Source organism: Labrenzia sp. PHM005, assembly GCF_006517275.1.
Classification (GTDB): Bacteria; Pseudomonadota; Alphaproteobacteria; order Rhizobiales; family Stappiaceae; genus Roseibium.
On the sequence record NZ_CP041191.1, the window covers coordinates 2,063,970 to 2,075,860 of the forward strand.

The window sequence follows — 11,891 nt, forward strand, 5'->3', positions numbered from 1 at the left end:
TCTCAAACAGCGCCGACCAGGAACGCGACACCGGCGAGGGAAATAGCGCCGCCTGCGCTGCGCACCGCAACGCGCCCGGCTGGCCATTTGACCAAAAGCCCAAAGGCAATCCCGATCATGTGCAGCATGCCTGTAGCTATGACGAACCCGACGGCGTAGGCAAAAATATTTGCAGACGCGGGCAATTCAGTGCCATGCGCATAGCCGTGGAATATCGCGAAGAGGCCAACGAGCACAGCAGACATCCAAATTGGTGCTTTCACCGCGAAAGCGATCATAAGTCCGAGAACCACGGCGGAAAGCGCTATACCGGTTTCAACGGCCGGGACAGGCACACCCAGGATCCCAAGAATGGCACCGAAGGCCATAACTATAGGAAAGACGACCGGAAGGACCCAGATTGAGGGCGCTCCCAGAAAGGCCCCCCACAAGCCAACGGCGACCATGGCAGCGACATGATCCCAGCCGAGGATGGGATGTACAAATCCGCTGATAAAGCCGCCGCCGTATCCGCCGCCGGAATGGGCGAGTGCGGGTTCGGAAATGATGAAAGAAAAAACAACCAGAAGGGTCATGCAAATAAAGGTTTTGGAACGCATGAGCGGCTCCCTTTTGTCTAGTTGGATCAGGTGCTTGTTCCTCGTGACATTACACAGGATTAGTTGCTTATGAAATTCCTTATAGGTGTCAGCTAGGAGAATTTTGCGCCTGCTGTCTTCAGAAGAACACCGAAATCCCGAAATTGAACTGCGCATCGGCGCCGCCTTTCAGATGCACAGGCGACCGCTATTGATTTTGCTCAATCTTTTGAGGGGTGAGGTGAGGGAAGCTAGGCTCCACTCACAAGCCGCTTAATTCTCGGCACTGTTGTCCTTCAGCATGGCGGGATGAACATAGTTCGGATCGGTGATCCCTTCTTTGCGAGCGGCCATCGCGGCAAACATGTGCCGCTGTAAGCGGCTGATGGTGTTGGCTGTATTGCGGCGGCGGTCGTCCAAAAGTGGTGAGTATTCCGTCCAGTCCACCATGATCACTTCATTCTGTAGCATTAGTCCGCGCAGCAGTTTCATCATTTGCAAGGAGGTGAAACCGCCGGTCTCGGGGTTGGATGTGCCAGGTACGACTGATGGGTCCATAACATCGACATCAATGGAAATGTAGATCCGGCGTCCCTTCAACTCTTCAAACAGTTCTTGTGCCGTTTCTTCGAAACCGTTTCGTTCGAACCGCGGCATGAAGTAATAATTCGTCTTGGTGTCCTGCATCCAGTTCATCCGTTCGACGCTTTCATAGGCACCGCGCAAGCCAACGTGAAAAATTTGGTCACCGTTAATCAGACCTTGTTCATGCGCCCAACGCAGCGCAGCACCGCCGTGTGTAAACATCCCCAATCGTCCATCGGGTGGAGCAAGATCGGTGTGTGCATCGAAGTGAACCACCGTGAAGCTCTTTGGCCCGAAATGACTATAAAGTGCCAAAAGCGAGGCAACCTGAGTGCCGTGCTCCCCGCCAATGACCATCGGCATGGCGCCGCCTTCAAGGATCTCTTTAAAAACAAGCGCCTGATCGGCGAAATTTTGGACCATTAGGGAAGGATGCTGGTTGGCATTGCCGTAATCGACAATGTTCAACAGATCAAAATATTGATTGTTGAACCACATGTCGTGGCCCGTCTGCGCGAAGTCGTAGTTGTGGATCAGGCGCATATAGTTGGCAGCCCAACCCGTACCTGCGGAGGGGTTAAAGGACGAAGGCGCGCCGACAAGCGCAACGTCAACTTCGCCAGCAATGAGGTCTTCGGTTGTCATTGCATAGGGTAAGCCAAAATAGGTAGGAAAGGCGTGTTTTGTCGGCAGGACGTGATAGCGCTGCAAGTCAATTGGGCCCGGTTCGCGCTTCGGGTTATCACCCATCATGTCCTTCCGCAGGTAGTACTTGTTCCACCCCTTATCGAGCAATTGGACGTTTGGATTGTTTGGGTCGCGCCAAGGCAATAGTGTTTCTGGCAAACCATCGATGAGAGTGTCATTTGACAGATCTGGCGCAGGGTTGTCTTGAGCATGTGCCTCAAAACTGATGCCGGAGCACAGTGCGCAGGTGACGAGCCAAATCCTAATCCAAGGCAACTTTAACATCACTGGGTTCCGTCCATTCTCGCAGGATCTGTCTTAAGCCTTTTGATGTTGCCGAAGGCAGATCTGTAGCGCTATGCAGAAAGTGCCAAAGCTTTAAAATTGATCAGTGCTTCCAATTGGGTGAATTCCCAGTATGGTTCTGAAGGCGTTGCGATATTTGTGGGATACCACGTGGTGCCAATGCGCCGTTGTCGGATGGATTTGCAGCTGGGAAGGAGGGACCCCGGTATGGCAATCGAGACATGCGTCTTACGGGACAGCGAGGAGATCGCAGCTTTCTTTCTGGAAATGACTGGGATGAAACCTGGCTTCTTCCAATTGTCCGCGGGAGTTATCGACCTCAGTTTAGAAACCGTTGATCTTGGTGGGGTCACTTTGATCTGGACCCGTTCGAAAGGTCGGCAGCGCTGGAAAGATTACATGACCGGCGATGGCCTGCACCTTGGGATCGCCGTAGAGAGTGATGGATCGATCCAGTTCAGGGGATCAGATGTCGCTAGAACGGAGGTTGCAGTTTGGCACCCTGGCGTAGAAATGGATTTCATCATGCAAGGCCCGCTCATCTCACTTGATATTGGCATTGAGAGCTGGCTGGTCGAAGAATTGGGGTGGTCAATCAACAGGCTGCCTATCGCCGAAACAACAAACGAATTTCTTCAGAAATTGCTTCACTATTGCTCTGATTGCAGCCGGATCCTTGAAAGGCTAGGTACAGCAAGTCCAGCAAAGCCACTAAAGACGGCGATGCGTGATCAGGTATTGGATCTTCTTGAACCGATCCTTGTGCCTTGGACCAGTTCAGATGCTGCCTCTCAAACCAGCTCCATCTCCAAAGATTACCGTATAATGACCCGGGCAGAAGATTTGTTTCGCGAATTTTCCGATCCGGCTCAGTTGGAAATTGGGATATTGTGCCGCGAGCTAGGTGTTTCTCGCAGGACTTTGTTCCGGGCTTTCCGGCAAACTTTAGGCGTTGGGCCTCGGCGTTATTTTGAACTGCGCCGACTTTACCAGCTAAGGTCGACACTCAAGGCTGCTTGTTCCGATGAAACGACGGTCACATCAATCGCAAATGACAGTGGTTTTACCGAACTTGGACGATTGGCAGGTCTCTACAAGCGGCACTTCGGTGAGACCCCTATTGAGACATTGAAAAGCAGCTACCCTCACTGACTTAAGCAGGTTTCGTTCACGAAAAATTCTATTGGGCTTCTTTAGCGCCGCATGTTTTGGACAGCGCGGAACGGCTAAGAGCGTAGCCGGAGATGCTGTTTCAAAGTGTCGGAAATTCCGACAATCCCAATAGTCTGTGCACGGTTAAAATTCACTTTGATTGTTGCATTTGTTATTTGCAAATTATACAAATTTATTACAAATATAACAAGTGAGGTGATTGATGATTGTTCATGCTGACAAGCCGTCTGAGTGGATGGATTCCGGGCCGGGTGCCAAGCGGAGAATCCTGTGTGAAAGCAAGGATATCATGATGGTGGAATTTCGTTTTGAAGAAGGCGGCGAGGGCGCATTGCACAATCACCCGCATACACAGACAACCTATGTTGCGTCCGGCCGGTTTCGTTTCACTGTCGATGGTGAGACAAAAGTGCTTCGTCCGGGAGATGCTATGGTGATCCCATCCAACGCGATGCATTCGTGTGTCTGTGAAGAGGCCGGCAATCTCTATGATGCCTTTTCACCGCGCCGGGATGACTTTCTTGCAGCACATGGCTGGCCGGTAAGCTGAGTTTTCCAAACCTATCGTCCGGCTTGTCCGGACCGGCGCAGCCCTAACCTGCAGCCTTTTATTGGGACAGGGCTGCGCTAACCTTCGAAAATACGTTTGCGGGCATTTTCGACATGCGCCCGCATAGCCGTTCTTGCTGCATCACTGTCACGGGCTTCAATCGCATCGAAGATGTCGTAGTGCTCGCTTTGAACCAGACGCATACGGTCCTGTGGCTTGGTCAGCGACAAGTTCCGGGTCAAGTTCATTCCAGTCAGAATGTTCGATTTCATGGAGGATCTGGCAGCAGCAAAATATTGGTTGTCAGCCGCGTTGCAGACCGCGGCGTGGAAAACTTCATCGGCCGCAACGCCGAGTTCGCCTTCCGCAATACAGCGTTCCAGTTCGGTCAGCGCATCTTGCATGTCTTTCAGGTCGGCATCCGTGCGCCGTTCGGCTGCAAGATAAGCTGCTTCCCCCTCAATGGCAGCCCTGAACTCAAATGTCCGCTGAATGTCCGCGATGGAGCCGACCGGCGCAAAATCGCGCACCGCTCCCTCGGGACGGCGTTTGACATAGGATCCGGAGCCTTGACGTGAAACGACCACATCGTCTTCGCGCAATTGCTTCAAGGCCTGGCGAAGAACCGGGCGGGAAACGCCGAGTTCCTCAGAAAGAACTTGTTCAGTGGGCAATTTACCGCCGACCGGGATGTCGCCATCCATGATCTTGGCAAGGATGTTTTCATACGCTTTGTCTGAGAGCGTCCGGTCCCGCACTTGCCGCTCGCTTGCCGCGGAACTTTTTACCTGCCGTTTGCTTGCCGCCACGCTTTAAACCTGTCCATAGTCGACGGATCGGTCGGGGGATAGAGCCCGAATGTCGAAGCGCCTTGTTGCACCATCTCCATCACAAAGTCTTCAAAGACTGTCATCTCTGCAGCTTCGTCTGCAACTTCATTTGCCATATGTTGCGGTATACAAACAACTCCTTCGTTGTCTCCAACGATGATGTCACCCGGGAAAATCGAAACACCACCACAAGCAATCGGGTCGTTGACGGCGACTGCATGGTGCTTCGTCAAGTTTGTCGGTGCGCTGGGTCGGGCGTGAAAACTCGGCATGTCGAGGTCCGCAATTTCAGGCGTATCACGAAAACCACCGTCAGTGACAATGCCTCTACAGCCGCGGGCCTGCAGCCGAGCGGCTAGAATGCAACCCGCCGAGGCTGCAGACGCATCTCCTCTGGAATCAATCACAAAAACAGCGCCGGCCGGACACTCCTCAACGCCCTTTCTTTGTGCGTTTGTGCGATCGGCAAACGAGTCTAGATGATCCAGATCCTCGCGCGCCGGAATGTATCTCAAAGTATAAGCCATGCCGACCATATTGGCGCCGGGACGCAACCGATGCAGGCCTTGCAGGAAAATGTTCCGCAAGCCGCGTTTGAACAGGACGGTGGTCAGTGTTGCCGTGCTGACGGCCATTAGCGTTTCCTGAGTTTGTTTGGTTAGACCGGACATCAAGCACGCTCCTCCATGCGCATTTTTAAAATGAGCGCCTTCTGATTTTTGTTCTCATTGGAATGATTAGTCAGCTGGAATGAATTTGTCAAATATTTGTAAATCTCGCCTTTTTGAGTGAAGGGGTGCTATGAAGTGGAGAATTTATCTGCTGAAATTTTGTATATAAACAATAGTTTAGAGTATTTTTCATTCTCATTTTTGACTGCCGGATCGATCTCGTTAGAGTAACGAATTACTGTTTTCGAACGTCGTGTTCAGCTTTGGAAAACTTATTTGTAATAATTTGTATTGATTTGTGCCGGTCAGGTGCTGTATCGAATTGGTTAGTTGGTCCGAGGTGTTGACTGCTATGGACATACGATTCCTGATCTGAAGGCTGCGAAGAAGTCAAAAAATCCGAACAAAAGCTATACATATCAATGATATAGAGTGTTTGAAATGCTTCATGATCATCCTAGCCGGTCATGGGCATCAACCAAGCGGAAATGTTTCGGACGAGGTTTTGACGAGAATTTGTAAATCAGCAACTTTCAGCCGCGGATCCACGACCTTTAGAGCGCCTTTGAAACCAAAAATAGTCACTCTCACGTGTTCAGGAGACAATGAGTATGAACCTCAACGGAAAAACAGCAATCGTGACTGGAGGCGGGCGCGATATTGGCCGGGCGTGTGTTCTGGCGCTTGCAGAGGCCGGCGCGAATGTTGCCGTAAATTATCACAGCAGTTCAGCAGGGGCTGATAGTGCAGTCGCTGAAATAATTGCGGCAGGCGGTAAGGCGTTTGCACTTCAAGGCGATATGACCCAAGAGGCGGATGTCCGGGCTTTTGTTGAAAAAACCGTCGCCGAATTTGGGGCGATTGATGTTGTTATTCCGGTCACGGGTGGATTGGTTGCGCGCAAAACGATTTCAGAGATCACTCCAGAGCATTGGAAGACTGTCTTTGATCTCAATGTGATGACTGCGTTTTCCATCATTCAGGCCGCGCTGCCGCACATGAACACGGGAGGGGCGATAGTTAATATGGCATCGCAAGCTGCGCGCGATGGCGGTGGGCCTGGCGCGATGGCATACGCGGCCACTAAGGGGGCTGTTCTGACAATGACGCGCAGCATGGCGAAAGAGCTTGCGCCCAATATTCGTGTCAATGCGTTGTGCCCGGGTATGATCGATACCGACTTTCACAACACTTTTACCAAGCCTGAAGTTCGGCAGCATGTTGCTGGGATTACCCCGCTCAAGCGTGAGGGAACTTCCGAAGATGTGGCGAACCTTGCAGTTTATCTCGCGTCAGACAAGGCGGCATTCGTCACGGGTGCCTGCGTAGACATCAACGGCGGTCTTTTCTTCTCGTGAATACAGGGCGGGGCTTCCAGTCGGCCCCGCCTTTCTTGTTTATGGCGCCGGAGAAGGTTTGTTTCGGTATTTTTACAAGTATCGAAATCCCTGGAGCCAAAATAGATCAACAAATACAATGCTTTATATCGAATGGCAAAAATTATTTGTTCAATTAATTTTTTAACTTGTAAAAATTTGTAAATTGCATATCGTGAAGTTGGTCAAAAGGGAGGAACCAATGACCTTGTTTAAATCTATCAAGTCAGGCGCACTGCTTGGATCAGTAGCTGCCGTAGCCTTGGCCTTCGCCGCAGTCACTGCCGAAGCAAAAGAAATCCGCGGGTGGAACATCCACGTTGAGGACTACCCCGTTTCCCACGGCATGGAAGCGTTCATAAAAGAAGTCTCGGAAAAGACCGGCGGTGAGATCACCGGTAAAGTCTTTCACAGCGGCGTACTTGGCTCTCAGCCTGACGCGATCGAACAGACACGCCTTGGTGTGATTGATTTTGGTGTGTTCAGCCTTGGGCCGATGGGGCAGGTTGTGCCTGAAGCAAATGTTGTTTCATTGCCGTTTATTTTCAAAAGCGTCCCGCAGATGTATGAGCTGATGGATGGCGAGCAAGGTGAGGCCCTGAGCAAGGGGCTGGAAGCCAAAGGTATTATCGCGCTTGGGTACTATGACGCCGGTGCACGCTCCTTCTATACGTCCGTCAAGCCAATCAATGATCCGGCGGATGTTGAGAGCCTGAAAATCCGTGTCATGAACAACGACCTATTTGTTGGCATGGTTGACTCCATGGGTGGCAACGCGACGCCAATGGCTTTTGCTGAAGTTTATCAGGCCATCAAAACCGGCGTTGTTGATGGTGCGGAAAACAATCCGCCGTCCTACGAATCCACGAACCACTTTGAAGTGGCCCAGTACTACTCTTTGACGCAGCATTTGATCATTCCTGAGTGCCTGTGCATGAGCAAACGCACATTTGATGCGCTGACGCCTGAGCAACAGAAAATCGTCAAGGAAGCTGGCCGCAATTCAACTGAACTGCAGCGCAAACTGTGGCAGGAGCGCGAAGCTGCGTCCATGAAAAAGGTTGAAGCTGGCGGTGTCACAGTTAATTCTGTCGAAGACAAAGCTGCATTCCAGGCCGCTATGGCTCCGGTTTACGAGCAGTTCCTGACCCAAAGCCCGGATCTGCGCAACCTGGTCGATATGTTCCGGAACGCAAACTAACATCACCGGCGGGCGGCACTCTTTTCGCGGGGTGCCGCCCGTATTTTATTCGGGGGAATAAATGGAACGCTCTGGAAGTATCGCGGACCAAATCGAAAAATGGTTGACCCAACTAAAACAAATCTGCGTGTTTTTTGGGTCCTTGGCTTTGGTTGTTCTCGTGGCAACATTTGGTTGGCTGGTCTTCGGGCGATATGTGCTTAATGCAACACCAACCTGGGTGGAGCAGCTTGCACTCCTGCTGATCTGCTACATCACCTTTCTTGGTGCCGCTGTCGGCATTCATGAGCAATCCCATCTTGGCGTGACGCTGCTACGTGACGCGCTTCCTCCTAAGCTGAGGCAGATCTTGTTTCTCTTGACGGATTTTGTTCTCGCTCTCTTCGGAGCGGTGATGTTGACCGCAAGTCTCGAATTGTTCGAGTTCGGCTGGTCCACACTTCTTCCGATGTTGAACATCCCGGAAAGCATTCGCACCGCAGCGGCTGTGATTTGCGGCGGGCTAATGGTTATCTTTGCTGGAGCACGCGTCTTCTTGAGAGGCTATAGCGCCCTCCGTGGCGAGATCCGCGAATTTGAAGAGGTGAAATAATGGGTCTCGCAATCTTGCTGGGTGTCTTCGGGGTGAGTGTCATTCTCGGAGTCCCGGTCGCCTTTGCCATGGGCATCTCTGCCGCCGCTGCCTTCTGGTATGAAGGCTTTCCCCTACTGATGACCTTTCAAAGGTCGATCTCAGGCATTTCAACGTTCTCCCTGCTGGCGATTCCGTTCTTTGTCTTTGCCGGCGAGTTGATGCTCCATGGCGGTATCGCGGTCCGCCTTGTCCGCTTTGCATCCTCTTTGGTCGGCCACATCCGTGGCGGCCTGGCGTCTGTGAACATTTTTTCCAGCATGCTCTTTGGCGGCATTTCCGGATCCGCAATTGCCGACATCTCTGCGCTGGGCTCGCTTCTCATTCCTGTCATGAAGGAAAAAGGGTACCGGCCCGACTACGCGGTCAATGTGACCGTGACATCATCGATCGCCGGGATCGTCATTCCACCGAGTCACAACATGATCATCTTTGTGGTGGCTGCTGGCGGAGGGATCTCGATCTCCAAGCTGTTCCTGGCAGGTGTGATCCCTGGCATCTTGATGTGCTTGTGCCTCGCTGTTGCTGCCTATTTTGTTGCCCTGAAGCACAATTACGGCGCAGAACCTTTTCCAGGTTGGCGTGTTGTGGCGCACACAGCGATCAGTGCCATTCCGGGCTTGATCACCGCAGTGATTATCGTTGGTGGCGTGCTGTCCGGTATTTTCACCGTCACTGAGTCTGGTGCCTTTGGAGCGATCTACGCTTTGGCCCTGACAGCGGTCGTGTATCGGACCCTTGGTTGGGAAGAATTCAAGATCTCGGTCACGTCGGCCATGCGCACAACCGCGATGGTGATGATCCTGATCGGTTTTGCCAGCTCATTTGCCTATCTGCTCGCGCTTTATCAGGTGCCGTCAAAACTGAGCGATTTCCTGGTTGGCATTTCGGATAATAAGATCGCTATCTTGCTGATGATCAACATCATGCTGCTGGTGCTTGGCATGATCATGGATATGGCTGCGCTGATCTTGATCTGTACACCGATCTTCTTGCCAATTGCCCGCGATCTTGGAATGGACCCGGTTCAGTTTGGTATCATGATGTTGGTGAACCTTGGTCTGGGTCTTTGTACACCGCCTGTTGGCACCTGCCTGTTTGTCGGCTGCGCAGTTGGCAAGATCAAAATCGAAGAGGCGTTGAAATCGATCTGGCCGTTCTATCTGGCACTCTTCGCGGCGCTCATGCTGATCACCTATGTGCCGGCGTTCTCCTTGTTCCTGCCGTCCTTGTTTGAGTAACCGCAAATGATGGATCGCGTGACTATTCGGAGAGCCCGATGACTCGCCGTTTTCTCGCAATTGGCGAGTGCATGGTTGAACTGGCTCCGGAACAAGGAGCCTCCTACAAGCTCGGCTTTGCGGGAGACACGTTCAACACGGCCTGGTACGCCCGGCAGCTGACTGAGCCGGAAGCCCTGAAGGTGGGGTACTTCAGTGCCGTAGGTAGCGATGATCTCTCCAGGCAGATGGCAGATTTCATGTGCGCGGCCGGAATAGAGCCGCATCTTGCCAAGGTGCAGGAATCTGGGCCAGGCCTCTACATGATCCAGTTGAAAGACGGAGAGCGGAGTTTTCAGTACTGGCGCTCCACATCCGCAGCGCGGCACCTTGCGGACGATCTCGACCGGTTTCCGTCAATCGTGTATGGGGATGTCGTTTATTTCTCCGGTATCACAGCGGCGATATTGCCGGAACTGCGGCGGGTCGAACTGCTGGGGCGATTAGCGGAGCTTTCAAATGCCGGCGCTCAAGTTGTTTTTGACCCTAATCTGAGGCCGCATCTTTGGCCGGACGCCGAAACCATGACCCGGTGGACTATGACGGCCGCGGCGATTGCCGACATCGTTTTACCGTCTCATGAAGACGAGGCGGCCCATTTCGGAGACGTAAGTTCCGACGCAACTGCACAGCGCTACATCGAAAACGGTGCGACCCTTGTTGTTGTCAAAAACGGTCCTGATCCAGTGGTGGTGCAAGCATCGGATGGTGACCGGTTTCAGTACCAGCCTGCTGTTTTAGATAAGGTTGTCGATACAACAGCGGCTGGCGATGCTTTTAACGCAGCCTTCCTTGCAGATTATCTGCAGCACAGCCGGTTGCGGGATGCTGTGCGGGCTGGATGCGTTTTGGCGCGCCATGTTGTTAGCCACAAGGGTGCATTAATCCCGGTCTCACAATTGGGGTTGATCAACGACCGAGCACGCTTCAGTGCCTGATGCCAATCACGATTTCCGGTGAAGACCGGAGCAGCTTTCGCGGACGACGAGGTCGCCATGCAGTAGGTGCGTTTGGGCAGGCAGAGATTTATTGGCGAGCTTGTCGAGCAAGATATTCATGGCGAGTTCGCCGATATGATGCCGGGGCTGGCGGATCGTTGTCAGGCCTGGCGTAAAGTTGTTGGCGAAAGGAATGTCGTCAAAGCCAAGCACGGAAAAGTCTTCAGGAACGTTGTAGCCGCGCAATTGCAGAGCTGAAATTACACCGATGGCGGTGTTGTCATTGAAGCAGAAAAACGCGGTCGGCAGATCATCCTTGATAAACAGTCGTTCGACCGCAGCGCGCCCGCTTTCGGCAGAGCCGTCGCCTTCCATGCGCCAGTCGCGCAAGGATACAGCAGATTCCTGAAGCCCCTTTTGATAACCGGTATGGCGCAAATCGCTGCGGATGTCGGCTGGTCCGCCGGAGATAAACACGATCCGCCGGTGGCCGAGGGAAATCAGATATTCCGTCGCCATCTTTGAGCTGGCGACATCGTCCACGCCAACGTAGCTGATATCTGGCCGGTCGACAGGCCGCTCTGTCGCGACAATCGGTGGAAGGGCGGTGAGCGGTGTCTGAGGTTCGCCTGCGACCGGAATATGGCCTGTAAGCAGGATCAGGCCATCCGCCATGCCGGTAGACAGAAATCTCAGGTAATTCTGTTCCAGGCCGGTCGTGCCTTCGGTGTTGCCGATCAGAACGCCATAACCACGGTCATTGGCCGCTTTTTCAAGGCCGGTGAGCAAGCCGGCGAAATTCGGATCTGCGATGGCGGAAGCGAGGACCAGCACCATTTGCGACCGTTGCATGCGCAGGTTCTGCGCCATGGCGTTGGCTGTATAACCCGTGCGGGCAATTGCAGCGGTAACCTTTTTTCGTGTGCTCTCAGCAACCTTCTCGGGGGAGCGCAGTGCCCGGCTTACGGTCGCAATCGATACGCCCGCGAGCTTTGCAACATCTTCGATTGTCGCCGGCCGGTTGCCCGGTTCGTCCATTTTTTATCCCCGATTATGCTGCGGTGCGCCGTTCCATTAAGCCCATG

The 11,891-nt window shown here is 52.9% G+C and carries 12 protein-coding genes; 7 read left to right on the top strand and 5 right to left on the bottom strand.

Annotated features, from left to right (window positions below; genetic code table 11):
- Positions 1-2: 2 nt before the first annotated feature.
- Complete coding sequence (locus FJ695_RS09375; RefSeq protein WP_141185193.1) at positions 3-599, bottom strand: HupE/UreJ family protein; 597 nt, start codon at positions 597-599, stop codon at positions 3-5.
- 252 nt (positions 600-851) lie between these two features.
- Positions 852-2,135 (bottom strand): arginase family protein, encoded by a 1,284-nt coding sequence (locus FJ695_RS09380; protein WP_141185194.1) that lies wholly within the window; start codon positions 2,133-2,135, stop codon positions 852-854.
- A 228-nt stretch (positions 2,136-2,363) separates the two neighbouring features.
- Between FJ695_RS09380 and FJ695_RS09385 the strand changes: the two genes are divergently transcribed.
- Both FJ695_RS09385 and FJ695_RS09390 read left to right on the top strand, forming a co-directional pair.
- On the top strand, positions 2,364-3,308 hold the full coding sequence (locus tag FJ695_RS09385; protein WP_168206307.1) for an AraC family transcriptional regulator: 945 nt from the start codon (positions 2,364-2,366) through the stop codon (positions 3,306-3,308).
- 223 nt (positions 3,309-3,531) lie between these two features.
- Complete coding sequence (locus FJ695_RS09390) at positions 3,532-3,879, top strand: cupin domain-containing protein (RefSeq protein ID WP_141185196.1); 348 nt, start codon at positions 3,532-3,534, stop codon at positions 3,877-3,879.
- A gap of 77 nt (positions 3,880-3,956) precedes the next feature.
- Here FJ695_RS09390 and FJ695_RS09395 read toward each other — a convergent pair whose 3' ends face one another.
- Entirely contained in the window at positions 3,957-4,688 is a 732-nt protein-coding gene (locus FJ695_RS09395; RefSeq protein ID WP_141185197.1) for a FadR/GntR family transcriptional regulator, read from the bottom strand.
- Positions 4,664-5,380: a ribonuclease activity regulator RraA gene (locus tag FJ695_RS09400; protein ID WP_141185198.1), complete on the bottom strand. Its 717-nt coding sequence runs from the start codon at positions 5,378-5,380 to the stop codon at positions 4,664-4,666. The genes FJ695_RS09395 and FJ695_RS09400 overlap by 25 nt, the downstream gene beginning before the upstream one ends.
- A 611-nt stretch (positions 5,381-5,991) precedes the next feature.
- Here FJ695_RS09400 and FJ695_RS09405 point away from each other — a divergent pair.
- From FJ695_RS09405 to FJ695_RS09425, 5 genes are all read left to right on the top strand, one after another.
- Positions 5,992-6,738 (top strand): SDR family NAD(P)-dependent oxidoreductase, encoded by a 747-nt coding sequence (locus FJ695_RS09405; protein WP_141185199.1) that lies wholly within the window; start codon positions 5,992-5,994, stop codon positions 6,736-6,738.
- 220 nt (positions 6,739-6,958) lie between these two features.
- Positions 6,959-7,957 carry a TRAP transporter substrate-binding protein gene (locus FJ695_RS09410; RefSeq protein ID WP_141185200.1) on the top strand — a complete coding sequence of 333 codons (999 nt, stop codon included), beginning with the start codon at positions 6,959-6,961 and terminating at the stop codon, positions 7,955-7,957.
- Between the two features lie 61 nt (positions 7,958-8,018).
- The gene (locus tag FJ695_RS09415; protein WP_141185201.1) at positions 8,019-8,549 is read left to right on the top strand and encodes a TRAP transporter small permease; all 531 of its coding nucleotides are present in this window, start codon (positions 8,019-8,021) and stop codon (positions 8,547-8,549) included.
- Entirely contained in the window at positions 8,549-9,829 is a 1,281-nt protein-coding gene (locus FJ695_RS09420; protein ID WP_141185202.1) for a TRAP transporter large permease, read from the top strand. The genes FJ695_RS09415 and FJ695_RS09420 overlap by 1 nt, the downstream gene beginning before the upstream one ends.
- Before the next feature lie 38 nt (positions 9,830-9,867).
- A complete protein-coding gene (locus FJ695_RS09425) occupies positions 9,868-10,806 on the top strand; it encodes a sugar kinase (RefSeq protein WP_141185203.1) in 939 nt (312 codons plus the stop codon).
- Positions 10,807-10,812: 6 nt separating this feature from the next.
- Here the strand turns inward: FJ695_RS09425 and FJ695_RS09430 are convergent, their stop codons facing one another.
- The gene (locus FJ695_RS09430) at positions 10,813-11,844 is read right to left on the bottom strand and encodes a LacI family DNA-binding transcriptional regulator (RefSeq protein WP_141185204.1); all 1,032 of its coding nucleotides are present in this window, start codon (positions 11,842-11,844) and stop codon (positions 10,813-10,815) included.
- Between the last annotated feature and the right edge of the window lie 47 nt (positions 11,845-11,891).